Source organism: Thauera butanivorans, assembly GCF_048398245.1.
Taxonomy (GTDB): domain Bacteria; phylum Pseudomonadota; class Gammaproteobacteria; order Burkholderiales; family Rhodocyclaceae; genus Thauera; species Thauera butanivorans.
Genome location: NZ_CP183038.1, coordinates 3891121 through 3915293 on the forward strand (window position 1 = coordinate 3891121; position 24173 = coordinate 3915293).

Annotated in this window: 24 protein-coding genes; 15 read left to right on the forward strand and 9 right to left on the reverse strand. The window is 65.8% G+C overall.

All coding sequences use genetic code 11. The features are described 5' to 3' along the window. Positions 1 to 25 precede the first annotated feature (25 nt). The 11 genes from ACNQFN_RS18890 to ACNQFN_RS18940 all read left to right on the forward strand — a co-directional run bounded on the left by ACNQFN_RS18890 (position 26) and on the right by ACNQFN_RS18940 (position 7946). Positions 26 to 790 (forward strand): lysozyme, encoded by a 765-nt coding sequence (locus ACNQFN_RS18890; protein ID WP_418647264.1) that lies wholly within the window; start codon positions 26 to 28, stop codon positions 788 to 790. Beyond that, positions 787 to 1284, forward strand: coding sequence for a hypothetical protein (locus tag ACNQFN_RS18895; RefSeq protein WP_418647265.1), 498 nt, complete (start codon positions 787 to 789; stop codon positions 1282 to 1284). The genes ACNQFN_RS18890 and ACNQFN_RS18895 overlap by 4 nt, the downstream gene beginning before the upstream one ends. Beyond that, on the forward strand, positions 1281 to 1586 hold the full coding sequence (locus ACNQFN_RS18900) for a hypothetical protein (protein ID WP_418647266.1): 306 nt from the start codon (positions 1281 to 1283) through the stop codon (positions 1584 to 1586). The genes ACNQFN_RS18895 and ACNQFN_RS18900 overlap by 4 nt, the downstream gene beginning before the upstream one ends. After that, positions 1583 to 1885: a DUF2730 family protein gene (locus ACNQFN_RS18905; protein ID WP_418647267.1), complete on the forward strand. Its 303-nt coding sequence runs from the start codon at positions 1583 to 1585 to the stop codon at positions 1883 to 1885. Before ACNQFN_RS18900 ends, ACNQFN_RS18905 begins: the two co-directional genes overlap by 4 nt. A gap of 7 nt (positions 1886 to 1892) precedes the next feature. After that, complete coding sequence (locus tag ACNQFN_RS18910; protein WP_418647268.1) at positions 1893 to 2183, forward strand: ArsR family transcriptional regulator; 291 nt, start codon at positions 1893 to 1895, stop codon at positions 2181 to 2183. A gap of 1 nt (position 2184) precedes the next feature. After that, positions 2185 to 2745 (forward strand): phage protein Gp27 family protein, encoded by a 561-nt coding sequence (locus ACNQFN_RS18915; protein ID WP_418647269.1) that lies wholly within the window; start codon positions 2185 to 2187, stop codon positions 2743 to 2745. Then, on the forward strand, positions 2745 to 4166 hold the full coding sequence (locus ACNQFN_RS18920; protein WP_418647270.1) for a terminase large subunit domain-containing protein: 1422 nt from the start codon (positions 2745 to 2747) through the stop codon (positions 4164 to 4166). The genes ACNQFN_RS18915 and ACNQFN_RS18920 overlap by 1 nt, the downstream gene beginning before the upstream one ends. Beyond that, positions 4159 to 5679: a DUF935 domain-containing protein gene (locus ACNQFN_RS18925; RefSeq protein ID WP_418647271.1), complete on the forward strand. Its 1521-nt coding sequence runs from the start codon at positions 4159 to 4161 to the stop codon at positions 5677 to 5679. The genes ACNQFN_RS18920 and ACNQFN_RS18925 overlap by 8 nt, the downstream gene beginning before the upstream one ends. Then, positions 5676 to 5864: a hypothetical protein gene (locus tag ACNQFN_RS18930; RefSeq protein ID WP_418647272.1), complete on the forward strand. Its 189-nt coding sequence runs from the start codon at positions 5676 to 5678 to the stop codon at positions 5862 to 5864. The genes ACNQFN_RS18925 and ACNQFN_RS18930 overlap by 4 nt, the downstream gene beginning before the upstream one ends. Then, positions 5855 to 7204, forward strand: coding sequence for a phage minor head protein (locus ACNQFN_RS18935; protein ID WP_418647273.1), 1350 nt, complete (start codon positions 5855 to 5857; stop codon positions 7202 to 7204). The genes ACNQFN_RS18930 and ACNQFN_RS18935 overlap by 10 nt, the downstream gene beginning before the upstream one ends. A 109-nt stretch (positions 7205 to 7313) precedes the next feature. Next, positions 7314 to 7946, forward strand: a complete 633-nt coding sequence (locus tag ACNQFN_RS18940; protein WP_418647274.1) for a phage virion morphogenesis protein — start codon at positions 7314 to 7316, stop codon at positions 7944 to 7946. 301 nt (positions 7947 to 8247) lie between these two features. Here the strand turns inward: ACNQFN_RS18940 and ACNQFN_RS18945 are convergent, their stop codons facing one another. The 5 genes from ACNQFN_RS18945 to ACNQFN_RS18965 all read right to left on the reverse strand — a co-directional run bounded on the left by ACNQFN_RS18945 (position 8248) and on the right by ACNQFN_RS18965 (position 14513). Further along, positions 8248 to 9564: an ABC transporter substrate-binding protein gene (locus tag ACNQFN_RS18945; RefSeq protein ID WP_068639363.1), complete on the reverse strand. Its 1317-nt coding sequence runs from the start codon at positions 9562 to 9564 to the stop codon at positions 8248 to 8250. A 100-nt stretch (positions 9565 to 9664) separates the two neighbouring features. Further along, positions 9665 to 10729 carry a branched-chain amino acid ABC transporter permease gene (locus ACNQFN_RS18950; protein ID WP_068639362.1) on the reverse strand — a complete coding sequence of 355 codons (1065 nt, stop codon included), beginning with the start codon at positions 10727 to 10729 and terminating at the stop codon, positions 9665 to 9667. 30 nt (positions 10730 to 10759) lie between these two features. After that, positions 10760 to 11689 carry a branched-chain amino acid ABC transporter permease gene (locus tag ACNQFN_RS18955; protein WP_068639361.1) on the reverse strand — a complete coding sequence of 310 codons (930 nt, stop codon included), beginning with the start codon at positions 11687 to 11689 and terminating at the stop codon, positions 10760 to 10762. Positions 11690 to 11703: 14 nt separating this feature from the next. Further along, positions 11704 to 12534 (reverse strand): ABC transporter ATP-binding protein, encoded by an 831-nt coding sequence (locus ACNQFN_RS18960; protein WP_418647275.1) that lies wholly within the window; start codon positions 12532 to 12534, stop codon positions 11704 to 11706. Between the two features lie 11 nt (positions 12535 to 12545). Then, entirely contained in the window at positions 12546 to 14513 is a 1968-nt protein-coding gene (locus ACNQFN_RS18965) for an AMP-dependent synthetase/ligase (RefSeq protein WP_068639360.1), read from the reverse strand. A gap of 353 nt (positions 14514 to 14866) precedes the next feature. Between ACNQFN_RS18965 and ACNQFN_RS18970 the strand changes: the two genes are divergently transcribed. Beyond that, a complete protein-coding gene (locus ACNQFN_RS18970; RefSeq protein WP_068639359.1) occupies positions 14867 to 15940 on the forward strand; it encodes a MotA/TolQ/ExbB proton channel family protein in 1074 nt (357 codons plus the stop codon). A 3-nt stretch (positions 15941 to 15943) separates the two neighbouring features. Continuing rightward, a complete protein-coding gene (locus ACNQFN_RS18975; RefSeq protein ID WP_068639358.1) occupies positions 15944 to 17068 on the forward strand; it encodes a peptidoglycan -binding protein in 1125 nt (374 codons plus the stop codon). 17 nt (positions 17069 to 17085) lie between these two features. Here ACNQFN_RS18975 and ACNQFN_RS18980 read toward each other — a convergent pair whose 3' ends face one another. Beyond that, positions 17086 to 17502, reverse strand: coding sequence for a DUF2721 domain-containing protein (locus ACNQFN_RS18980; RefSeq protein WP_068639373.1), 417 nt, complete (start codon positions 17500 to 17502; stop codon positions 17086 to 17088). An 80-nt stretch (positions 17503 to 17582) separates the two neighbouring features. After that, entirely contained in the window at positions 17583 to 19217 is a 1635-nt protein-coding gene (locus tag ACNQFN_RS18985) for a PAS domain-containing methyl-accepting chemotaxis protein (protein ID WP_068639357.1), read from the reverse strand. Positions 19218 to 19288: 71 nt separating this feature from the next. Here ACNQFN_RS18985 and ACNQFN_RS18990 point away from each other — a divergent pair, with 71 nt between their 5' ends. Then, the gene (locus tag ACNQFN_RS18990; protein ID WP_418647276.1) at positions 19289 to 20458 is read left to right on the forward strand and encodes a YcjF family protein; all 1170 of its coding nucleotides are present in this window, start codon (positions 19289 to 19291) and stop codon (positions 20456 to 20458) included. A gap of 176 nt (positions 20459 to 20634) precedes the next feature. Here ACNQFN_RS18990 and ltrA read toward each other — a convergent pair whose 3' ends face one another. Further along, positions 20635 to 22005 (reverse strand): group II intron reverse transcriptase/maturase, encoded by a 1371-nt coding sequence (gene ltrA, locus ACNQFN_RS18995; protein WP_418646661.1) that lies wholly within the window; start codon positions 22003 to 22005, stop codon positions 20635 to 20637. Positions 22006 to 22055: 50 nt separating this feature from the next. Then, on the reverse strand, positions 22056 to 22775 hold the full coding sequence (locus ACNQFN_RS19000; RefSeq protein ID WP_418648935.1) for a group II intron maturase-specific domain-containing protein: 720 nt from the start codon (positions 22773 to 22775) through the stop codon (positions 22056 to 22058). A gap of 124 nt (positions 22776 to 22899) precedes the next feature. On the opposite strand from ACNQFN_RS19000, the gene ACNQFN_RS19005 reads away from it, so the two are divergent. Next, on the forward strand, positions 22900 to 24024 hold the full coding sequence (locus ACNQFN_RS19005) for a hypothetical protein (RefSeq protein WP_418647277.1): 1125 nt from the start codon (positions 22900 to 22902) through the stop codon (positions 24022 to 24024). Positions 24025 to 24173: the final 149 nt, after the last annotated feature.

Here is a 24173-nt window from a genome sequence, read left to right on the forward strand (position 1 = left end):
GGCGTTTTCATTTCCGGGGCGCTCCGTGAAAATTCTGCCGAACAAAAACCTGCCGTGGCCCATCGTCTGGTCCGGGGTGGTGGAGATCGCCAATAGCGAAGGCTGCCGCCTTCGCGCCTACCGCGACATCGCAGGGGTATGGACGATCGGCTGGGGCGAAACCGAGAACATCACACCCGGAGAGGTCTGGACCCAGCAATGGGCGGATGACATGCTGTGCGCACGGCTGACCGAGCTTGCAGCGGGCGTCTCGGGGCTGCTGACGCGCCCGGCGACGGCGCACCAGCTCGCCGCAATGGTCAGCCTGGCCTACAACATCGGCCTGGCCGGGTTTGCGCGCAGCAGCGTGCTGCGTGCTCACAACGCTGGCAATACACTTGCCGCCGCTCGGGCATTTGCACTGTGGAACAAGGCGCGCGTCGACGGCGTGCTGCGCGAGGTCAAGGGGCTGACTCGGCGCCGCGCGCGAGAATCGGCCCTGTATCTGACTGCCGCGCCCGAGGCTCGCCCGCCGCTGGATGCGGTACCGGCAGAGCACGCGGCCGGCATTGTCGAGATGCCCGACGCGGCACCTGAGTCCCGGTTGCACAGCAGCCCCATTGCCCAGTCGGGCGCGGTGTCCATCGCTACCGGCGGGCTGGCCGCAGCCAGCGCGGTATCGGACGACATCCAGTCCGTCGCCTGGGGTATGGGCATCGATCCGCTGCTGGTGCTGGCTGCTGTGGCCGTTACGGTGGGCGCGGTGATCCTCTGGCAGCGTCACAAGCAGCGCAAAGAGGGCTGGGCGTGATCTCGCCGACAACCTTGGTGATCGTCGGCGCCCTGGCTGGCGCCTTCGGCCTGGGTCATCTGCTGGCCAGCACTGCGGGCGATGCCCGCCTGGCCGAACTGCGCGGGCAAATGAGCCGCAGCCAGGCCGCCCAGGCCGAGCACGCAAGCCGCCGGTTGCTCGATGCCCAGACACACGGCGACACCTTGACCCGCCAACTTGCCGCCGCGACGCGCGCGGCGTCCCGACTACGAAAGGAGCGCGACGATGCGCTGCAGACTGCCACCACGGGCCGTGTGTGCCTGGACACTGCTGCTTTGCGGGTGCTCGACGGCGCCCCCGGCCTTGCCGTTGCACTGCCCACCGCCACCAGCGGCACTGCTGCAGCGGATGGAGCCGTTGCCACCGATACCGACGTCGCACGTTGGGCGCTCGGCGCCGGAGATCAGTACGAAGAGTGCCGGCGGCGCCTCGACGCCCTGATCGATTTCCATCCGTCCGAGGCGCAGCAATGATCCACATCGAGCACCTGACCAGCGTCGTGCGCGTGTATGCGTCCGGCTGTTCGTACGCAGGGGGCGACGAGCCGAAAGCCGTGGCAACCCTTTCTCGCACCGATGCGGGCGAGGTTGAAGTGATGGCCGCCATGGGGCGGCTGGGCCGTGCCGACATGCGGGAGCTTGCGCGCGCGCTGGCAGTAGAAGGCGTGCATACCCTGGTGGTCAAGAGGCGTACCGGCCACGGCGTTCCATTGGGCCGGCTGCGCAAGACGCACGGCCCGTTTTCCTACTACGAAGTGTCCCTTCACGCCCTATGAACATCGAACACCTCAATTTCGGCTTCGGGACGATGCAGTGGGTGGTGATCACCGTCATCGGCATCTATTCCTGGCTGATCGGCCGGCAATCGGCCAGCGCCAAGGAAATGCTGGAGCTGCGCACGCGCATCACGACCCTCGAAGCCGAGATGCGTCAGGTGCCGAGCCACCACCAGTTGAATGAGCTGATGGGCCGGCTGGAGCGGCTGGACGCCAAGCTGGAAGGCGTCACAGACAGCATGCAGCCGCTGACCCGCAGCCTGGACCGTATCAACGATTACCTGTTGGCGCACAAGTGAGCCGCTCATGAGCTATTCCGATTTTCTCCGCCGTGACATGCGCCTGGTGATCTTGCGCATCTTGTCCGAGCTGCCCAGTTACCGGGGCAACAGTTCGGTGATTGCAAACCTGCTGCACCAGCTCGGCCACACCTGGACACGCGACCAGGTGAAGGCCGAGCTGAGATGGCTGGCCGAGGTGGGCACGCTGACCGTGGACGAGGCCGGTTCGGTGCTCGTTGCGACGCTGGCCGAGCGCGGCCAGGACGCGGCCGAGGGGCGGGTGACGATCGACGGCATTGCGCGGCCGAGGGCGTGACGTGGGCCGCAAATCATCCGTCGACAGGCAGGCGCCCGGTGTGCGGGCGCACATCCTGAAGCGCCTGCGCGAGAACCGCCTGACGCTCGATGAGCTGATCGCGGATCTGCGCACGACCTTCCCGGATGCCGCTGCAAGCGGCGAACTGCCCAGCCGTAGCGCGCTGCACCGCTTCGGCCAGGGCGTGCGCGAGATCGTGGCGCACGAGCGCGAGATGGCCGCCGCGGCCGAGGCGCTGGTGGCCGAGCTGGGCGAGGAGTTCGACGCCAAGAGCGGCGCGCTGCTGGCACAGGCGGTGACGACGCTGGCGAGCAAGACGGCGATGAGCGCCATCCAGGCCGACGAGCCGCTGGAGATTGGCGACGTGCTCGACCTGGCGCGCGCGGCGAAGGCGGCGCAGGAGGTGCGATCGCTCAACCTGCGCGAGCGCCAGGCGGTGGCGAAGGCTGCACGCGAGAAGCTGCTGGAAGAGCAGAAGGCCAAGCTGGATGCAATGGACAGCAAGGGCGGCGTGACAGAAGACACCAAGCGGGAAATCCGCAAAGTGTTGGGGATCGAGTGATGGACGCCAATCGCAAAGGCCGTGCACGCATCATCCCGACCAACCCGGATGCGATCTTCCTGCCGTTCCAGTCCGCGTGGATCAAGGATACGTCGCGCCTGAAGCTGATGGAGAAGTCGCGCCAGATCGGCATCAGTTGGTCGACGGCCTACGCCTCGGGCGAGCGTACTGCCGCCCAGGGTGCCCGCTACGATGAGTGGGTGAGCAGCCGCGACGACATCCAGGCGCGGCTGTTCATCGAAGATTGCAAGCTGTGGGCCGGCATCATGAACATGGCGGCCAAGGATCTCGGCGAGCAGGTTGTCGACCCCGACAAGGGGCTGAGCGCCTACGTGCTGCAGTTCGCCAGCGGCCGGCGCATCCACAGCATGAGCAGCAACCCGGACGCCCAGGCCGGCAAGCGCGGCAGCCGCATCCTGGACGAATTCGCGCTGCACCGCGACCAGCGCAAGATGTGGGCGATCGCCTACCCCGGCATCACCTGGGGCGGCTGCATGGAACTGGTGAGCACGCACCGGGGCAGCAATTCCTTCTTCAACGGTCTGGTGCGCGAGGCCCGCGAAAAGGGCAACCCCAAGAAGATCAGCCTGCACCGCGTCACCCTGCAGGATGCGCTCGACCAGGGCTTTCTCTACAAGCTGCAGCAGGCGCTGCCGGCCGATGCCGAGCAGCAGGACATGACGGAGGCGGAATACTTCGACTTCGTGAAGTCCGGCGCGGCCGATGATGAGTCCTTCGACCAGGAATACATGTGCATCCCGGCCGACGACGACAGCAAGTTCATCGAATACGAGCTGATCACCGGCTGTGAATACATGGCCGGCATGCCGTGGGAGCGTGACTCGACCGACCGTTTCGCCGGGCAGGTGTTCTGCGGTGTGGATATCGGCCGCAAGAAGGATTTGACCGTGTTGTGGGTGCTGGAGCTGCTCGGCGACGTGCTTTACACGCGTGCGGTGATCCCGATGGAGCGCATGAGGAAGAGCGCGCAGGAGGCGATTCTGTACCCGTGGTTCGAGATCGCCGACCGCATCTGCATCGACGCCACCGGGCTGGGCATCGGCTGGGTCGACGACGCGCAGGACAAGTTCGGCGATGAGCGCGTGGAGGGCGTCACCTTCACTGGCCAGGTGAAGGAGGCGCTGGCGTATCCGCTGAAGGGCAAGATGGAAGACCGGGCGTTGCGCATTCCGGACGATCCGCAGATCCGCGCCGACCTGCGCAAGGTGCAGAAAGTAACCACCGCGGCCGGCAACATCCGCTTCGTCGCCGAAAGCACCCCGGACGGCCACGCCGACCGCTTCTGGGCATTGGCGCTGGCCATCCACGCCGCCAGCAATCCGGCCGCCCCCATCGAATTCATGAGCGACGGCGCCGGCGAGCGCTATCGCAACGACACCGCGGGATTCCTCTATGGCTAAGCCACGCAAGGGCGCGAAGCCCGCAACTCCACCACTGGACAGCGAGGTCGCCACGCGTGCGCGCGACCCGTTCGAGACGCTGTACATGGGCGTCATCCAGACCAACGATCCGCTGCTGCTCGAACGCGGCCAGGGGAGCGCCGAGCTGTACCGCGACCTGAAGCGCGACGGCAAGGTGTTCAGCTCGATGCAGAAGCTGGGGCTGGCGCTGATCGCCAAGCCGTGGCAGGTCGATCCGGTGGATGACACGCCGCAGGGTGCGGCGGATGCCGAGGTGGTGTCGGACATGCTGTCGGCGATCAACTTCGACCAGATCACGCTGCAGCTGCTCGACGCCATCATCGCCAGCCCAGGGATCGCCGAGGTGGTATGGACGGTGCGCGACAACCGGATTGCGCCCAAGGCGGTCAAGAAGCGCGCGACGCGGCGGTTCAAGTATGTGCAGGAGGATGATCAGCAGCCGCCCGAGCTGCGCATGCTGACGCGCGAGGCGATGCTGACCGGCGTGGAGCTGCCGCCGCGCAAGTTCATCGTGCATCGGGTGAATCCGGAAGACGATAACCCCTACGGCACGGGCCTCGGCCTGCAGCTCTACTGGGCGGTGTTCTTCAAGCGCGCGGGCATCGTGGCGTGGAACAAGCTGAATGACCGCTTCGGCACGCCGACGCCCTGGGGCAAATACCCGCGCAACGCTACACCGCGCGAGAAGGGGACGCTGTTCGATGCGCTGCGGGCGTTCAGCAACGACGGCGTGGTGATGACGCCGGAAGGCACGATGATCGAGCTGCTCGAAAGCAAGCTGAGCGGCAGCATCACGACACAGCAGGCGCTGGTGGAGTACATGGATGACTGGATCGCAGAAGTCATCCTCGGCACCGAACCGCGCACCAAGGGCGGCGGCGCCCTGGCCGCCGCCAGCAAAGAGCGGCAGGAGGTGCGCGAGGATCTGGTCAAGGCCCATGCAGATCTGCTGTCAGACACGCTCAACGCCACGTTGATCCGCTGGATCTGCGAGCTCAACGGCTTGGCGCCGTGCCTGGTCTATCGCGTGTTCCCGAAGAAGGAAGGCAGCAAGGAAGACAGCGAGCGCGACCGCAACGTGGCCGACCTGGGCTTCGAACTGAGCGAAGACGCCGTGAAGGCGCGATACGGCGACGGCTGGACGAAGAAGGAAGCACCGCCGACGCCACCGCCCGGCGCAGCGCCTGTTCCTGTTGTCGACAACAAGAATCCGGCCGACGGCACGCCGGCCAACTTCGCCGAGCCCGCCGCCGCCAACGGCCAGCAGGCCATCGACCAGGCCATCGCCGCGATTCCTGAATCCGCCCTGCAGGAGGCCATGTCCGACTTGCTGGAGCCACTGCTGGCCGCGATCGACGCGGCCGATACCTATGAGGACGCCCTAGCCGAGGCCGAGGCGGCATATCCGTCCATGGACAAGGCCCGGCTGCAGCACCTGCTGGCGCGGGCGATGTTCGGGGGCGAGGCGTATGGAAGGCAGGTGGAGCAGTGAGCAGCAAGCGCCGCATCCGCCGCAAGTCCTGCACCGGCAAGATTCGCCACACTACCGAGGCCGAAGCCCGCCAGCACATCGGCGCCCTGGTACATCGTAAGGGCTGGACCGGCCGCATGAATGCCTACCGCTGCCCCTTCTGCAACGGCTGGCACGTGGGCCATGGGGGCCGCAGATGGCAGTGATCGGCGCGCGCCTCGACCTGGAGCCGGCCGACGCCGTCCGCTACTTCGAGAGCAAGGGTGAGCAGCTCGCGTGGGACTACACCGACGTGTGGCGCGAGGCCAATGTGCACGCCTTCACGGTCGCCAAGGCCACGACCACCGACGTGCTGCGCACCATCCGCACCGAAGTGGCCAAGGCCATCGGCAAGGGGCAGACATTCGAGGAGTTCAAGCGCACGCTGCGCCCGCGCCTGCAGGATCTAGGCTGGTGGGGTACGCAGGAGGTGCTCGACGCCGACACCGGCGAGCTCACCCGCGCGCAGCTCGGCAGCAACCGGCGTCTGCGCACCATCTTCCAGACCAACGTCCAGACCTCGTACATGGCCGGGCGCTACAAGCGCTACCTGGCCAACGTCGCCGACCGGCCTTACTGGCGCTACGTGGCGATCATGGACAGCCGCACCCGGCCGGAGCATGCCGCCCTCAACGGCAAGGTGTTCCGCTGGGACGATCCGATCTGGGAAATCATCTGGCCGCCGAACGGCTGGGGATGCAGGTGCCGCGTGGTTGCGCTGACCGAAGCCGAATTCCGCGCGCTGGGCGTGCCGCTCGACAACGGCCGCGACCACATGGTGGAGCGCACCGTGGTGCTCAACAAGGCGGGCGACACCGCCACGGTGCAGGGCTTCCGCTACAAGGGCGCGGACGGCAAGGATGCGGTGTTCCTGCCCGACCCCGGCTGGGACTACAACCCCGGCGCCGAGTGGAGCCGCTTCGACCCGGCTGGCTTCAAGGGCGATGCGGTCGAGGCCACGCCCATCACGGCCAGGCCGGCCGGTGTGGTCAAGGCGGTGGATGGCCAGCCGACATGGCGGGATCTCGGCCGGCCGGATCTGCGCTCGCCGGACGTGCCGCGCCTGCCGGACCCCGGCGTGCTGCCCACGGCCGAGGGCGTGGATGCCGCAGTGGGCATGATGCGCAGCGTCTTGGTGCCCGACGGCACGGTCAATATCGTCCGCACGCCGATCGAGGACGTGGCCATCCGGCCCGAGCTGCTGCCGCACACGGTCGAAAAGCGCGCCGATGCCCGCGAGCGCTACGCCAACTACGCACTGGCCACGCTGCGCGACCCGTTCGAGGTGTGGCTGACCGCATACGACGACGGCAGCTACCGCAAGCGTTACATCGGCGTGTTCAAGGCCGACAGGGATCTGCTGGTGGTGCTGCGGGAGAACCGCGACGGCTCGCTGGTCTGGGATCTGTACAACCTGATGCAGCGCGACGCCAAAGGCCTCAACAGGCTGCGCGAGGGGCGTTTGCTGTACTGGTTGGGCCAGACGGCCGAGGAGAAAGGGGAATGAGCGCGGCTTTTCAACACTCTGGCTTGATCGGCTGCCTCGGCGTAGCTACCGTCGGTCACAGGGGCACGTCCCTACCGGTTTCGCGCCGCGCTCACCCGGAGCATAGGCCATGATCACCGTCGACATCAACGATGACGGCGCACGGAGGAAGATCGGCGACATCCTGGAGCGCCTGACCGACGGCCGCCCGATGTTCCAGCGCATCGCCGCAGCCCTCGAGGCCGAAACCGAGGCCAACTTCGCAGCACAGGGCCGTCCGCACTGGGTACCGCTTGCTGCCGCGACCATCGCAGCACGGCAGAAGCGTAACAACGGCGGTACCGTGCTCAAGATGTTGCAGGACCACGGCATCCTGGCCAGCAGCATCAGCTCCGACTACGGCGCGGACTTCGCCCTGATCGGTGCCGGCGGCGCCGCACGCGCCTACGCCGCCATCCACCAATTCGGCGGCACCATCGACCGCGCGCCATACTCCACCAGGGTCCGCCTGCGCACCGACGCCAAGGGCAACCTGATCCGCCAGGGCGACGAAGGCAGTGCGAGGGGCCGTGCCGTCTTCGCCAAGGACAAGCACAAGCGTGCCCGCGAGACCTGGGCGCAGGTCGATGCCTACCAGGTCACCATCCCTGCACGCCCGTACCTGCCTTTCACCGGATCATCGGTCAGCGCTACGCTGCAGCCCGAGGCCTCCCGTGCCGTTATGGACGTCCTGATCCGCTTCCTCAGCGAGCCCCTTTCCTGACCCGCCCGCCGGCTTTTCCCACAGGAAAGGTATTTACAGCCGGCCCTCCGATAAATCCCGTTTCCTTCCACTACATCCCGGATTTATCTCGCCGGAGCCTGGGGATTTATCTCACTCGTTCTTATGTAGATGACCTCGATGCCGTTCACGTTCAGGAGGATGTTGGACTCGGGAGCCGGAGGCGCATTCGTCGTGGAGGTGTTCATCGTCTCATCCGCTGTTGATGCGGGCGCCGCGTTCGGGCGGCGGCCCGTCCTGATTCATGGCAACCCCGGCCCCTTGCGGGACCGGGGCGCAAGGCTCAAGCCTTGCAGTCGTCGGCGCTGCGGCGCTGGATGCGCTTCTCGGCGGCGTAACGGTCGGCCGCTTCCTTGACCAGGGGATCGATCACGCTCTTGTCGCCCTCGTACCAGGTCTCGCCCATCACCCACTTGCCGCCGTCCCACTGATGGACGCGCGCCCACGACGATCCCATGTGGTCGTCGCACGAGGTCTTGATCGGACGCACCACGCCGGCCAGGCCCAGCTCTTCCAGGCGCTTGTCGTCGATGTCGAGGTTCTCGAAGCCCCAGCGCACCTGCTCGGGCGTCACCACCTTGCCCTGGCCGTACTGTTCCTGGGCGCGGCGGATGGCTTCCACCGTGAGCATGGAGATGAGCATGCCGCGGGTGTAGAGCACCGAGCCGACCTCGTCGCGCGGACCGGAGCCCTGGCCGGCGTCATGCACCTTCTTCAGGATGTCCTGGATCAGCGGGTAGCCGGTGCCGTTGGGGTTCAGCGCCAGCGCGTTGTAGCCCTTGGCGTTGGCGCCGACGTCCTTGACGTCCGGCTCGGCGCCGGCCCACCACACGCCGTACATCTTCTCGCGCGGGAAGCCGGTGGCCACCGCTTCCTTCAGCGCGGTGGAGTTCATCACCCCCCAGCCCCACAGCAGCACGTAGTCGGGACGGTCGCGGCGCACCTGCAGCCAGGTGGCCTTCTGTTCCACGCCCGGCGCCGTCACCGGCAGCAGGTTGAGCTGGAAGCCGTGCATCTCGGCGCGCTTCTGCAGCAGCGGGATCGGCTCCTTGCCGAACGGCGAGTCGTGATAGACCAGCGCGATCTTCTTGCCCTTGAGCTTGTCCAGCCCGCCTTCCTTCTCGCCCAGGTGCTGGATCAGGATGTCGGCCGCGGTCCAGTAGCTGCCCATCAGCGGGAAGTTCCACTTGAACACGCCGCCGTCCTGCGACGCCGCCAGGCCGTAGCCCAGCGTGATCAGCGGAATCTTGTCGATCGGCGCCTTGTCGGTCAACGCGAAGGTGATGCCGGTGGATTGCGGATCGAACGACGAGGCGCCGCGACCCTTCAGGCGCTCGTAGCACTCCACGCCCTTGTCGGTGGCATAGCCGGTTTCGCATTCCTCATAGGCGATCCTGACGCCGTTCACGCCGCCATTGGCGTTCACGTACTTCAGATAATCCTGCTTGCCATTGGCCCAGGGGATGCCGTTGGGCGCGTAGGCACCGGTGCGGTAGGACAGCAGCGGGATGTACTGCTCCTGCGCCACGGCGGGGGTGGCGAAGGATGCCGCACCCAGGGTGGCGAGCGTCGCTGCGAGAGCCAGAGGTTTGAATTTCATGGGTGTCTCCTCGTGTTTTTGGTGAGTGGTACGTACCGCGTACCCGGAAGCTGCAACGAAAGCCCGAACTCCGCATCGATTCGGGCACCGCACCGGAAAATCAGTGCGGGAAGGGCCATAGCCGCATCTTCTGCTTGCCCACGCTCCACAGCTTGGCCAGGCCGTGCGGCTCGACGATCAGGAAGAACACGATCAGCGCACCGAAGATCATGTGCACCAGATGGGAGACGGTGGCCGTGGAGATGGGAATGCCCAGCCAGTGCGGCAACTGGTCGAGCACCACCGGCAGCAGCACCATGAAGGCCGCGCCGAGGAAAGCACCGGAAATCGAGCCCAGCCCGCCGATGATGACCATGAACAGCAGCTGGAAGGAGCGGTCGATGGAGAAGGCCGCCGGCTCCCAGGCGCCCAGATACACGAAGGCCCACAGCACGCCGGCCACGCCGACGATGAAGGAGCTCACCGCGAAGGCCGTCAGCTTGGCGTACACCGGGCGGATGCCGATCACCGCCGCCGCCACGTCCATGTCGCGGATCGCCATCCACTGGCGGCCGATGGCGCTGCGCGTCAGGTTCTTGGCCATCAGCGCGAACACGCACACCACCACCAGGCAGAACAGGTACTTGCTGACCGGCGACTCGATCGGAATGCCGAACACGTTCAGGTTGGCCACGCTCACCGAACCCGAGGTCGAATGGTTGGTGAACCAGCCGATGCGCAGGAAGGCCCAGTCGGTGAAGAACTGCGCCGCCAGCGTCGCCACCGCCAGGTACAGGCCCTTGATGCGCAGCGACGGAATGCCGAACAGCACGCCGATCACGGTCGCCGCCAGCCCGCCGAGCAGCATCGCCACGATCAGCGGCATGCCGTCGATGCGGACCATGAAGTTGTAGGCGGCATAGGCGCCCACCGCCATGAAGGCACCGGTGCCGAGCGAGATCTGGCCGCAGTAGCCGACCAGGATGTTGAGCCCCAGCGCCGCCAGCGCCAGGATCAGGAAGGGAATCAGGATGGCGCGGAAGAAGTATTCCGAGCCCAGCAGCGGCATCGCCACGAAGGCGACCAGCAGCAGCAGGCCGATCGCCCAGCGGTCCTGCAGGATGGGAAAGATCTGTTGGTCGGCCGCGTAGCTCGTCTTGAACTGGCCGTTTTCTCTGTACAGCATGCGGATGTTCTCCCGGAGTGCGTGACGCGGTCAGACGCGGTCGATGATCTTTTCGCCGAACAGCCCTTGCGGCCGCACCAGCAGGAAACCCAGCGCCAGCACGTAGGCGAACCAGATTTCGATGCCGCCGCCGAGCATCGGCCCGATGTAGATTTCCGACAGCTTCTCGCCCACGCCGATGATCAGCCCGCCGATGATCGCCCCCGGCACCGAGGTCAGCCCGCCCAGGATCACCACCGGCAGGGCCTTCAGCGCCACCAGCGACAGCGTGAATTGCACGCCCAGCTTGGAGCCCCAGATGATGCCGGCGATCAGCGCGGCGAAGCCCGCCACCGACCAGACGATGACCCAGATCGTGTTCAGCGGGATGCCGATCGACTGGGCGGCCTGGTGGTCGTCCGCCACCGCACGCAGCGCGCGGCCGGTCTTGGTCTTCTGGAAGAACAGCGCCAGCACGATCACCAGCAGCGCGGCGATCACCGCGGCGACGAGGTCTTCCTTGCTGACCATCACGCCGCCCTCGAACATGCCTTCGAGGATGAAGGCCGGGTCCTTCGGCATGCCGACGTTGATGCTGTAGATGTCGCTGCCGAACAGGGTCTGGCCGAAGCCGTCGAGGAAGTAGGCGATGCCCAGCGTCGCCATCAGCAGCGTGATGCCTTCCTGGTTGACCAGCTTGGACAGGCACAGGCGCTCGATCGCCCAGGCCAGCACCACCATCATCGCCATCGCCGCGATGAAGGCCAGCAGGTTGGCCAGCAGCAGGCTCTCGAAGCCAAACCACTTCGGGAACCATTCGGCGAAGCGCGCCATCGCCAGCGCGGCGAACAGCACCATCGCCCCCTGGGCGAAATTGAACACGCCCGAGGCCTTGTAGATCAGCACGAAGCCGAGCGCGACCAGCGAATACAACATGCCGGCCATCAAGCCGCCGAACAAGGTTTCAAGAAAGAATCCCATGACTGTGTCCCCGCTCAGTGCGACGTGCCAAGGTAGGCACGGATGACGTCTTCGTTGCTGCGCACCTCGTCCGGCGCGCCGTCGCCGATCTTCTTGCCGTAGTCGAGCACCACGACACGATCGGAAATGTCCATCACCACCCCCATGTCGTGCTCGATCAGCACGATGGTGGTGCCGAACTGGTCATTGACGTCGAGGATGAAGCGGCACATGTCCTGCTTCTCCTCCACGTTCATGCCGGCCATCGGCTCGTCGAGCAGCAGCATCGACGGCTCCGCCGCCAGCGCGCGGCCCAGCTCGACGCGCTTCTGCAGGCCGTAGGGGAGCTGCCCCACCGGCGTCTTGCGCACGTCCTGGATCTCGAGAAAATCGATGATCTCCTCCACCTTCTCGCGGTGGGCGATCTCCTCCTTCTGCGCCCGGCCCCAGTACAGCGCCATCTGCAGGATGTTGCTCTTCATCATCAGGTTGCGGCCGGTCATGATGTTGTCCAGCACGCTCATGCCCTTGAACAGCGCGATGTTCTGGAAGGTGCGGGCGATGCCCTGGCGCGCCGCCATGTAGGGCTCGAGCCGCTTGCGCTCCTGGCCGCGGTAGAGGATCCGGCCTTCCTGCGGGTGATAGACGCCGTTGATGACGTTGAGCATCGAGCTCTTGCCGGCACCGTTGGGGCCGATGATCGAGCGGATCTCGTGCTCGCGCACGTCGAAGCTGATGTCGGTCAGCGCCTTCACGCCGCCGAAGCGCAGCGAGATGTTCTGCAGGTCCAGGATCACGTCGCCGAAGCGGCGGCCCGAATCCGCGGCGGCAGCCGAGGCGGCGGGGTTGATGTCGGTCATGTCCATTCCTCGTCTCCTCAGGCGGCGCGCTGGCCGGCCTGCGGCGCAAAAGTCTTCGCTTCCTCGATGCGCAGGTCGGCCGAGACCTTGCCGACGCGGCCGTCCTCGTAGGTAACCTGGGTCTCGATGAACTGGCGCGCGCGGCCCTCGAACAGCGCATCGACCAGCACCGCGTACTTGTCGGCGATGAAGTTGCGGCGCACCTTGCGCGTGCGGGTCAGTTCGCCGTCGTCGGCGTCCAGCTCCTTGTGCAGGATCAGGAAGCGCTTGATCTGCGCGCCGCTCATGTTCGGATCGGCGGCGAGGTCGGCATTAACCTTCTCGACGCAGTCGCGGATCAGCGCATACACGGCATCCTGCGAGGCGAGGTCGGTGTAGCCGGAATAGGCCATGCCTTTCTTCTCGGCCCAGTTGCCCACCGCCTCGAGATCGATGTTGATGAAGGCAGTGGCGAAATCCTTGCCGCTGCCGAAGGTCACCGCCTCCTTGACGTGCTGGAAGAACTTGAGCTTGTTCTCGATGTAGTTGGGCGCGAACATCGAGCCGTCGGCCATCTTGCCGACGTCCTTGGCCCGATCGATGATCTTCAGGTGCCCATCCTCGTCGAAATAGCCGGCATCACCGGTCATGAAGTAGCCGTCGGCATTGATCGCCTCGGCGGTGGCGTCCGGCCGCTTGTAGTAGGCCTTCAGCAGCATCGGCCCCTTGACCAGGATCTCGCCGTTGTCGGCGAGCTTGACCTCGACGTAGGGCGCCGGCTTGCCCACCGAGTCGAGCTTGATCTCGCCGTCGGGCTGCAGGCAGACGTAGGCGCAGGTCTCGGTCTGGCCGTACAGCTGCTTCAGGTTGATGCCGATCGAGCGGTAGAAGCGGAACAGGTCGGGGCCGATCGCCGCGCCGGCGGTGTAGGCGACGCGGATGCGGCTCATGCCGAGCACGTTCTTCAGTGGCCCGTACACCAGCAGATTGCCCAGCCAGTACTGGAAGCGGTCGCCGCCGGAGACCGGCTTGCCGTCCAGGATGTCGGAGCCGCAGCGGCGGGCGACCTCCATGAAATGGTGGAACATGCCGCGCTTCAGCGCGCTGGCGTCCTCCATGCGGATCATGACCTGGGTCAGCAGGTTCTCGAACACGCGCGGCGGCGCGAAGTAGTAGGTGGGGCCGATCTCGCGCAGGTCGGTCATCACCGTCTCGCCGGACTCCGGGCAGTTGATCGTGAAGCCGGCCACCGTCGCCTGGGCGAAGGAGAACAGGTGATCGCCCACCCAGGCCATCGGCAGGTAGGACAGGATGTCCTCGCGCTCGGTCAGCGCATCGAACTGGATTGCGCCGCGCGCCGCCGAGATGAAAGCCTCGTGGGTCTGGCACACGCCCTTCGGCTTGCCGGTGGTCCCCGAGGTGTAGAGCATCACCGAGATGTCGTCCGGCGCGCCCTTGGCGATCTCGCCATCGAGGAAATCCGGTCTTTCCTGCGCCCAGGCACGGCCGGCCTCCTGCAGCGCGTCCAGCGCCATCAGCAGGGGCTGGTCGTACTTGCGCAGGCCGCGCGGATCGTCGTAGATCACGTGCTGGAGCAGCGGCGTCTCGGCGGCGATCTCCAGCATCTTGTCGACCTGCTCCTGGTCCTCGACGATGGCGAACTTGACCTCGGCGTCCTGCAGCACATAGACCATCTCCTGCGCCACGGCGTCCTGGTACATCATCACCGGAATGCCGCCGAGGCACTGGCAGGCCATCACCGACCAGTACAGCCGCGGCCGGTTGTCGCCGACGATGGCCAGGCGGTCGCCGCGCTTGAAGCCGAGCTTCGCCAGGCCGCAGGCGATCGCCCGCACGTTGTCGGCCACCTGGCCCCAATCGTAGGTCTGCCAGATGCCGTATTCCTTCTCGCGCATGGCGGGCTGCTGCGGCCGCTGCCTGGCATGGTGCATCAGGTAGCGCGGAAAGGTATCCAGCCCCGCATCCCGCCGGTCGTTGTCGGACATGCCCCTCTCTCCTCCAGTGTCGTACTGCCTGTCTCCTCGGCCGCTGCTCTGGTTTCGTCCTGCGGTCCGGGTGCGACACGGCATGCCGCCCGTGTCGATTCAGGCTGCAGTCTCGCAAGCCATGTTTGCGCAACTGTTTGCAGAATGTAGTGAATTGTTGCAATCGCCGAATCCGCGCCCCGCCGTGGCCGGCTGCCGCCGGCGCCCGGGCTCCGGACGCCGTTCGGGCAACGCCCGGGAGCCGAATTCGCGCTAGACTTCGACGGCACGGAGAGTTTGCCCACGAGCGCTGGCCGGCAGGGGGTTTGCCCGCCTCGGGCGCCACCGCGTCCAGCAATGAGGATGTCGTCCCCATGGAACACAAGGTCTTCACCAAGCCGGTCCACGTCACGACCTGGATGGGCGTTTTCCTGGCGCTGGTGGCGCTGCTCGCGGCGGTGCTGGTGCCGCAGCTCAAGCACGCCTTTCTCGCCAACCCCGGCTTCAACGGCGTGATCCTGTTCGTGCTGGCGATCGGCATCGCCGTCAATCTGCGCCAGGTGTGGCGGCTGCAGCGCGAAGTCCTGTGGATCGAAGCTTTCCAGCGCCATCCGGAAGCCGCACCGGACCTGCGCCCCGTGCTGCTGGCGCCGATGGCGCGGCTGCTGTCGAACCGGCGGCGCGGCGAGTCGCACCTGTCGCCGGCCTCGATGCGCACCCTGCTCGACAGCGTGCAGATCCGCCTCGAAGAACAGCGCGACCTGTCGCGCTACATCGTCGGCCTGCTGATCTTCATCGGCCTGCTCGGCACCTTCTGGGGCCTGCTCATCACCATCCGCTCGATCAGCGAGATCATCGGCAACATGAGTGTCGGCACCGATCCGGTGGCGATGTTCGAGAGCCTCAAATCCCATCTCGACGAACCGCTCGGCGGCATGGCGACCAGCTTCTCGACCTCGCTGTTCGGCCTCGCCGGTTCACTCATCGTCGGTTTTCTCGATCTGCAGGCCGGGCATGCGCAGAACCGCTTCTACAACGAGCTGGAAGAATGGCTGTCGCACATCACGCGGCTGCCCTCCGCCACCGGCCTCGAAGGCGAGGCGAGCGTGCCGGCCTACGTGCAGGCCCTGCTGGAACAGACCGCCGAAGGCATGGAGCGCATGCAGCGCACCGCGGTCGAGTCCGAACGCGAACGCCGCGTCACCGCCGAGCACCTCGCCGAACTCAACACCCAGATCGGCCGCCTGACCGAGCTCATCGGCCGAGAATCGCGCGACCTGTCGGCGCTGTCCTCGTCGCAGGAAGACCTGCGCGGCCTGATCCGCCAGCTCGCCCAGCAGCCGGCGCAAGGCACGCAGACCGCCCAGTTCTCGGAAGAACTGCGCGCCGAACTGCGCCTGCTGTCGCGCACCATCGCCGCGGCGCTCGGCGGGCAGAAGGCAAGCTGAGCGATGGCCCGCCTGAACCAACGCCGCGCGCTGGACTTCTGGCCCGGCTTCGTCGACGCCCTGGCCTCGCTGCTGATAGCGCTGGTATTCGTGATCCTGATCTTCGTCATCGGCCAGTTCGTGCTCAGCGACGCGGTCAGCGGGCGCGACCGCGCGCTGGCGCGCCTCAATGCCGAACTGGCGGCACTGGCACAGACGCTGAGCCTGGAACAGTCGGCGCGCGAGCGGGCCGACGCGCAGGTCGGCGAACTGAGCGCTTCGCTGGCCGCCACCGAGCGCGAACGCGAAGCCCTGTCCACCGAACTGTTCAGCGCCCGCGACGAACTCCACGCCGCACAGGACGAAGCCCGCGCGCAGCGCGAGGAAGCCGCCCGGCTGGGCGCCGGCATCGCCGCACTCGAACGCCTGAAGGCCGAACTCGAAGCCGAAGTCGCGCGCCTGGCCAGCGCCCTCGACACCAGCGAACGCGGCCTCAAGGAACAGACCGAGATGTCCGCACAGGCCATCGCCCAGGTCGAACTGCTCAATCGCCAGCTCGCCGCCGTGCGCACCCAGCTCGAACAGCTCAACACCGCGCTGGCCGCCGCCGAAGCGGCCGCGCGCGACAAGGATCTCAGGATCGAGGAACTGGGGCGCGAACTGAACCTGGCGCTGGCCGCCCGCGTGCAGGAGCTGGCCCGCTACCGCTCGGAATTCTTCGGTCGCCTGCAGGCCGTGCTCGGCGACCGCAAGGACATCCAGATCGTCGGCGACCGCTTCGTGTTCTCGAGCGAAGTGCTGTTCCCGACCGCCTCGGACGAAGTCAGCGCGGACGGCATGGTCCAGCTCACCCGCCTGGCCGAAACGCTGAAGACGCTGGCCGCCGAGATCCCGGCCGACCTGCCCTGGGTGCTGCAGGTCGATGGCCACACCGACCGCCGGCCGATCTCCACGCCGCGCTTCCCGTCCAACTGGGAACTCTCCACCGCGCGCGCGCTGGCCATCGTCAAGATCCTGCGCGGCCAGGGCATTCCGCCGCAACGCCTGGCGGCAACCGGCTACGGCGAATTCCATCCGCTCGACGCGCGCACCAGCGACGAAGCCTACGCCCGCAACCGCCGCATCGAACTCAAGCTCACCAGCCGCTGACGCCAGCTGCCATCCTGTCAGCCCCCTTTTGCCGAGCCTTGCGCTGCCCCCTTCGCCGACTCCAGGTCCTCGACCACCAGCGACAGGGCATCGGTCGACAGCAGCACCTCGATCAGCGACAGCACCAGCGACAGGGCGAGCGTCAGGATGCTGGCGCCGAACAGCAGCTTGCCCGGCAGGTCGGCGTCCATGAACAGCGCGAACATCGACAGCGCGCACAGCAGGAAGCTGAACACGCCGAAACCCTGCATGTACTTGGTCAGCAGGATGCGGCGCTTGAGCCCGGGCAGCTGGCGCTGCACCAGTTCGCCGCTGCGGTCGACGGATGAATTCAGTTGGCGGATGACTTGCGCCAGCGTCAGGAAACGGTTGGTGTAGGCGAGCAGCAACAGCGAGATCGCCGGAAACAGCAGCGCCGGTGTGGTCAGGTTCATCATGGCCGGCAGTGTAACTCCGGCCGGCTTGCGCAGTCTCGGCCCTCCGGTTCCCTGGCCCCCCGCTCGTCCCCCTCGTGTCAGACCTTTATCCGTGCCAGGGCGGCATCGAGCCCGCAGGACACCTCGGCCAGGCTGCGCGACGCGTCGGCGATGCCGCTCACCGCGGCCGAGGACTCCCCGGCGCGGCGAGCGATGCCCTCGGCGCTGCCGGCGATCGAGGTCACGGCGGCCGATTGCTCGCGGGTGGCCAGCTCGATGCCGTCGATCAGGCCCAGGCTGTTCTCGGCCGAGGCGCGGATCGCCGCCAGGGCCGCCTGGGTCTCTTCGATCAGGCCGACGCTGAGGCGCACCTGCGTAGTGCCGGATTCGGCATTGCCGGCCGCGGTCCGGGTTTCGTCGTGCAACGAACCGATGATGGCGCCGATCTCGCCCGTCGCCGCCGTCGTCCGCTCGGCCAGCTTGCGCACCTCGTCCGCCACCACCGCGAAGCCGCGTCCCCATTCGCCCGCCCGTGCCGCTTCGATCGCAGCATTGAGCGCCAGCAGATTGGTCTGATCGGCGATCTCCTTGATGACGATGGCGATGTTGCCGATCTCGCCCGAGGCCGCTCTGAGCCTGTCCATGCTGGCAGCGGTTTCGCCCACCGTCCGCGCCAGTTGCCCGATCTCGCTCACGGCCCGTTCCGCCTGCGCCATGCCGTCGGCAGCGGCGCGCTGCGTCTCGCGTGCGGCCTCGGCGGAGGCAAGCGCATGCTCGGCCACTTCGCCCACCGCCACGGTCACCTGCTCGACCGCCGCCGCGGTGGAGGACGCCTCCTCGCTCATGCCCGCCGCACCGCTCGACACCAGGCCACTCGACTGCTTCAGCGTATCCGACTGCACCACGATCCGCTCTGCCGCCTCGCGGACATTGATCAGGATCGCCTGCAGGTTGGCCATCATCGCGTTGAAGGCGTCTCCGATCGCACGCACTTCGCCACCGCCTTCGATATGGACGACACGGCGCAGATCACCATCCCGCTGCGTTGCCGACATGGTTTCGCGCAGGCGGGACAAATCCGCCCGCACGCCTCGCATCACGCCGAACTGCAGCCAGCCGCCAGCCGCGAGGACCGCTGCCAGCGCCGCCCAAAGCCAGGCATCGGACAAGGCCCGGCCACCGAGTGCGGCCAAGGCCAGCATCGCCACACCGGCTGCCGCGACGCCCAGCCCGAAGCCGAAGCGTCCTGCCAGCGACCAGTCCGACAAGCGCCCCGCCAGCCCGGTCCGGACCACGCGTCCCTCACGCACCTCGAAGCGGCCGGGACGGCTGCGCATCCGGCGATAGGCGGCATCGACCTCGGCAATCGTCGCCCGATCGACATGGCGCCGCACGGATTCGTAGCCGATCACCTTGCCGTTCTCGCGCACCGGCGAGGCGAACGCCTGCACCCAGTAGAAACCGCCGTCCTTGCGGCGGTTCTTGACGTAGCCGCTCCAGGGTTCGCCCGCCTTCAGCGCCCGCCACAGATCCCCAAAGGCCTCCGGCGGCATGTCGGGATGGCGGACGACGTTGTGCGGCCGGCCGATCAGTTCCTCGCGGCTGAAGCCCGACAGGGCGACGAAGAGATCGTTTGCCGCGACGATCTTGCCCAGGCAGTCTGTCCGGCTGTAGATGAACTCGCCTTCCGGCACCAATGTCTCGACCGATGTCACGGGCTGGTTGTTTTTCATTTTTTGTTTCCGCCAGGGGATGTTTTCAGGGGGCACTTTCATCAACGGATACCAAAACCATTTCTTTAGCAATGGCACTACCCATATTAGATGCCCATTCCTGGCAATTCCATCCCCGGCCGTTGCCGGCTGGCGAAAACCTTGTACGACAGGACGGAAGAAGTGGAGAATCCATCATCTCCTTGCCGGCTGCGCGAAATGGCCGGCATGAACGGCAATCCGATGCGACGAGGACTCCGATGACCCCCGAAGAAACACGCGCCATTCTCACCGTCTGCCTGCTGGCCGCCTATGCCGACGGCGACAAGCACGATCGCGAGCGCGAGCAGATCCGCCAGGTGGCACAAGGGCTGGCCGAGGACCAGCAGATCAACCTGCCCGGCCTGTACCAGGAAGTGTTGATGCGCCGCGTGCAACTGGCCGACGTGGTGCCGAAACTGGCCAGCAAGGAAGCACGTCAATTGGCCTACGAGATGGCCGTGTGCGTATGCGAGGCCGACGGCCGGACCAGCACGCAGGAACAGGCCTTCCTCGAGCGGCTGGGCGAAGCGCTGGGCCAGGCTCCGGCCGAGTTCGCCACCCAGGCCGACACGCTGGCAAACGCGCCGCTGGCTACGGCTGCCGCAGAGCTACCGGAGATCATCGCGACGGGCGAAACCGCACCACACCCGGCCGCAGTCGATGCGCTGCCGGATACCACCGCACAGCGCCGCCCGGGAACGCTGTCCACGACCGACATGGACCGCAAGATCCTCAACGCAGCGATCCTCAACGGCGCCATCGAGCTACTGCCCGAAAACCTGTCCACGCTGGCAATCATTCCGCTGCAGATGCGGCTGGTCTACCAGATCGGCCAGAGCTACGGTTACGAACTGGACGGCGGCCACGTCAAGGATCTGCTGGCCACCCTGGGTGTGGGGCTGACGTCCCAGTACTTGGAGCAGGCCGGCCGCAAGCTGCTCGGCGGCCTGCTGGGCAAGGCGGGCAAGGGCATCCTCGGCGGGCTGGGCCGCCAAGCCGTGAGCAGCGGCATGAGCTTCGCCGCCACCTACGCGCTGGGCCACGTCGCCAACCAGTACTATGCCGGCGGCCGCAACCTGAACACGCAGATGCTGCGCGACGCCTACCAGCACGTGATGGCCGACGGCCGCCAGTTGCAGGCGCAGTACCTGCCGCAGATCCAGGAAACGGCCCGCGGATTGAATACCGCCCGGATCCTGCAGATGGTGCGCGGCGGCTGAAGCACACGTCCCGGCCCGCACGCCCGGACAAACTGGGAGCAGCCGTGGCCAAGCTGTCGGGTGCCCTCGGGGCCTGATCCGCGATGAATCGGGATAGGGGCGGCCAGCTTACCCGGCCGACCCCTCCCACACCACCCGGCATGCGGGTCCGCACCGGGCGGTTCGAGTCGTTGAGGTTATGAGAGCCGAGGGACGCCGAGTCGGTCGAAGTAAGCGACAGGCATCGCGCGGTTCAATCGCATGCGGCTGTTACGCCACCAGCACCGACTGTTCGCCGCCACCTTGCGGGCATCCTCTTCCGAGGCGCCCATCGCTTTCAACTCCCGGTACATCGTCGTACCCCGACGCCAGTGCTTGAGCTGCACCGCACGCAGCCGGTGTCTTATCCACTTGTCGAGTTTGCGGAACACCTTGGGTGTCTGCGCAAGCTGGAAGTACGTCTTCCAGCCCGGCATGTAGGCCCGCAGCCGTTCGGCAATCTCGGTCAGGTTGCGCCCACCCGAGCGACGCGTGAATTGCCGGATGCGTTGCTTGAAGGTCTTGAGCGCCTTGTCGGCCACCCTGCACTTGACCTGTCCGCCCGGGCCGTACCAGAAGGCGTAGCCCAGAAACTTGCGGCCCGAGGCCGGCGCAACGGCCGTCTTGGCGTCATTGACCTTCAGGTGAAGTCGTTCGTAGAGCTTGGTCAGGCCCGCCAGCACCCGTTCGCCTGCGCGACCACTGCGTACATATACATTGCAGTCGTCGGCATAGCGAACGAAACGGTGGCCCCGTCGCTCCAGTTCCCGATCCACCTCGTCAAGCAGCACATTGGCCAGCAGCGGCGACAGTGGGCCGCCTTGCGGCGTCCCCTCGTAGCGCGCCATGGCCACGCCGCCATCCATGATCCCGGCCACGAGGTAACGACGGATCAGCCGCAGCACGGCCTTGTCCTCGATTCGCCTCGACAACCGTTCCATCAGGATGTCGTGATTGACTCGATCGAAGAATTTCTCCAGATCCACATCGACCACCACCCGGTAACCGTCCTGCACGTAGCGCTGTGCATCGAGCACCGCGTCGTGGGCACGGCGTCCCGGCCGGAAGCCGTAGCTGTGTTCAGAGAACGTTGGATCAATCCTGGGCTGCAAGACTTGCAGCAGGGCTTGCTGGATCAGCCGATCCGTCACCGTCGGAATCCCCAATTCGCGCACCCCACCATCGGGCTTCGGGATCTGGACACGGCGCACCGGCAGGGGCCGGTAGCTGCCATCCAGCAAGGATTCCCGAATCCGGGGCCAGTGCGCTCTCAGTTGCTCCGCCGTCTCGGTGATCGACAACCCATCCACCCCAGCACTGCCGCGATTGGATTTGACGCGTTTCCACGCCGCCTCCATGTTCGCGCTCGCGAGCACCTGCGCAAGCAGGTCATCTCGCCCCGGGCTTCCAGTTCCATGCCGCGCCGTCCGTGCTTCATCACGCACTGCTTCGGACGCGGCTTCACCGAGCCCTCCCGCATTGCGCCCCGGCTCCCCGAGCTTCTGATGCACTTCACGTCCGAGCAACACGGCCTTCGGCCCTCCTACTCGTTCGGCCCTTCGCCCCAAACCAGCGGCTACTACGGCCTCTGCTGACTTCTCGCTCCGGTTAAGCGCCGTCGCCCTTTCAGGCACAAGGCGAGACCTCCCCAGGTAAGAACGCACTCCTTCGCTGCACAACCGCCGGATCTACGCCACTTCGCCTTGATCACGAGAGCTTCGCGATTACGTGCTCGCTCGCCCTGCTCCGCAGCGCCTTCTATCCGATTCTTGTCCATCGGCTCGCAGCTTATGCTCCACGCTTCCTCCCCACGCTCGGTCACCCTCACGCAGTTGCGCTTCACTTCGTTCGCTGTGATCAACTTACGGCGGGACTTGCACCCGCAGGAGGGCGCCCATGCTGGGCGCACACATTGAGTAGGGGACGGGGTCACCCCCGTCGCCCTCTCACACCGCGTCGTATCGAGTAGCAACACCAGCCCCAGACGATCAAAGAAGGACTTCCGGAAGGCCGCGTTCATGTGGCTGGCGCCACTGTTCCACCATGGCCCGCGTTGATTGAAGGCCGAGCGGAATGCCCGCTCCTGCGTCAGTCCCGCCTTCATCAGATTCTTGGCGCGCGTGTCCGGGCGCTTCCACTGCCGCCACAGGATGCAGCGCAGTTTGCGCCTGAGCCAGCCGTCGAGTTCTTCCAGTGCCCGTTTGGTTTCGGTCAGCTTGAAATACGCAGCCCAACCCCGCAGCACCGGATTCAAGTCGGCGATGGTCCCACTCAGACTGCGTCCCCTCGCGCCCCGCAGTCATGGGGTGTCTCCATCATTGGCATAAATCTATTGGAGGGCTTCGTTGCCCCGGCTGGCACAAAGGAACGCGGCGAGCCCGATTGGGACCATAGCGCATAGAATTATTGTGCTTGAGGGCAAATTGAATATCGTTGAGGATGCGACAAACGATGCCGCACTGGCTCTAAGGTCGGGGATGATGAAGTTCTATTTTGACGCCGAGTTGAGAAGTGCCGACGGGGCTGCGCTTCCAGTCTATTGCGAGGTCCAGCCACCATATGTGGGCGGCCAAAGATCGCAGATCCGAGTAGCGGTGCCTGCCCAACACATCACTGAAGACCCGCCAGGTAATCCGTGTGCGTTATCGGGAAAAAGTGGTGCCTTCACCATCATCATGCAGGGAGTTCATTGGCGCAGGTTTCCAACTTCGTCGAGAGGCACCCTCGGACTGGAAGCCATTGAGCTATTCCACATCGAAAGGCTAACGGTCCAGCATCCTTCGATGAATGTAGGAAGGGAGATCCGCTTTCATCTAGCCCCCATTTCCTACCTGCGATCGGAATCAAGTGGTGTCTCCTTCGGCGAGAAATCCCACTCAGAGGGTCTGTTCGTGCTGGACCTCCCGAACCTTGGCGCGACGAGGTTTGTGGTGGAATGGGTAACGATTTACCACCGAGACGCGGAGATTCCAGGTGCGACAGTGATTGCCGGTTTTAGCGCGGTAGTGGGTTTGCCGCCGGACGGTCCAATCGACGCCGACCGGATAGTTGCGAAGTTCAGGAGCTCACTCGAGGTTCTATCGGTTCTGTTTCGGCAAGCTGTTTCCCTGCATGGCTGGACGTACTCCGACGATGAGACCGCCTCTACCTGGATCGAGCCCCTTGAGGCGAATGTAACGCCGTCTGCGCGCGAGGGCCGTGGTGACTTTGTCGCCCACCCTCAAGTCTTCGCGGAATGTGCTACGAACTTGGCTCACGCATATGAAAAGGCCGGCAAGGAAATCCGATCATTGATTCGTCACCTTTCAGTGGCGCTTAATCCTCATACCAACTCGAGGAGCGCGGATCGCTTCCTGTTCATGTTCTCCGTACTGGAAAGGGTGGTCGAATTCGCGTGGAAGCGGGACCAAACACCACAGAGCCCTACTGTCACAACCCACGCGGTGATTAAGCACCTCGAACAACTGAAAGAAGCTGTAGTCGCCGAGGATGGCGAGAACGCTCCAGAGATTTCAGCGCGACTGGGGGGGGCTCATCAATGTTGTTAATCGACCCAGTGTGCGAGATAAGTTCGAAGCATTCTTTCGCGTGTATCCAACGATGCCCGTCCATTGCGCGGACCTCTGGCCTATTCTGGGATCGGATAAAGAGCGCGGGCTGAGAGATATCCGCAATGCACTGGCACATGGACGCAGCT

Excerpts from the sequence above, each read along its gene's own strand:
- ACNQFN_RS18900 (WP_418647266.1), top strand. The coding sequence starts at position 1,281 with ATGATCCACATCGAGCACCTGACCAGCGTCGTGCGCGTGTATGCGTCC.
- ACNQFN_RS18905 (WP_418647267.1), top strand. The coding sequence starts at position 1,583 with ATGAACATCGAACACCTCAATTTCGGCTTCGGGACGATGCAGTGGGTG.
- ACNQFN_RS18910 (WP_418647268.1), top strand. The coding sequence starts at position 1,893 with ATGAGCTATTCCGATTTTCTCCGCCGTGACATGCGCCTGGTGATCTTG.
- ACNQFN_RS18920 (WP_418647270.1), top strand. The coding sequence starts at position 2,745 with ATGGACGCCAATCGCAAAGGCCGTGCACGCATCATCCCGACCAACCCG.
- ACNQFN_RS18925 (WP_418647271.1), top strand. The coding sequence starts at position 4,159 with ATGGCTAAGCCACGCAAGGGCGCGAAGCCCGCAACTCCACCACTGGAC.
- ACNQFN_RS18935 (WP_418647273.1), top strand. The coding sequence starts at position 5,855 with ATGGCAGTGATCGGCGCGCGCCTCGACCTGGAGCCGGCCGACGCCGTC.
- ACNQFN_RS18940 (WP_418647274.1), top strand. The coding sequence starts at position 7,314 with ATGATCACCGTCGACATCAACGATGACGGCGCACGGAGGAAGATCGGC.
- ACNQFN_RS18945 (WP_068639363.1), bottom strand. The coding sequence starts at position 9,564 with ATGAAATTCAAACCTCTGGCTCTCGCAGCGACGCTCGCCACCCTGGGT.
- ACNQFN_RS18950 (WP_068639362.1), bottom strand. The coding sequence starts at position 10,729 with ATGCTGTACAGAGAAAACGGCCAGTTCAAGACGAGCTACGCGGCCGAC.
- ACNQFN_RS18955 (WP_068639361.1), bottom strand. The coding sequence starts at position 11,689 with ATGGGATTCTTTCTTGAAACCTTGTTCGGCGGCTTGATGGCCGGCATG.
- ACNQFN_RS18960 (WP_418647275.1), bottom strand. The coding sequence starts at position 12,534 with ATGGACATGACCGACATCAACCCCGCCGCCTCGGCTGCCGCCGCGGAT.
- ACNQFN_RS18965 (WP_068639360.1), bottom strand. The coding sequence starts at position 14,513 with ATGTCCGACAACGACCGGCGGGATGCGGGGCTGGATACCTTTCCGCGC.
- ACNQFN_RS18970 (WP_068639359.1), top strand. The coding sequence starts at position 14,867 with ATGGAACACAAGGTCTTCACCAAGCCGGTCCACGTCACGACCTGGATG.
- ACNQFN_RS18975 (WP_068639358.1), top strand. The coding sequence starts at position 15,944 with ATGGCCCGCCTGAACCAACGCCGCGCGCTGGACTTCTGGCCCGGCTTC.
- ACNQFN_RS18980 (WP_068639373.1), bottom strand. The coding sequence starts at position 17,502 with ATGAACCTGACCACACCGGCGCTGCTGTTTCCGGCGATCTCGCTGTTG.
- ACNQFN_RS18985 (WP_068639357.1), bottom strand. The coding sequence starts at position 19,217 with ATGAAAAACAACCAGCCCGTGACATCGGTCGAGACATTGGTGCCGGAA.
- ACNQFN_RS18990 (WP_418647276.1), top strand. The coding sequence starts at position 19,289 with ATGGCACTACCCATATTAGATGCCCATTCCTGGCAATTCCATCCCCGG.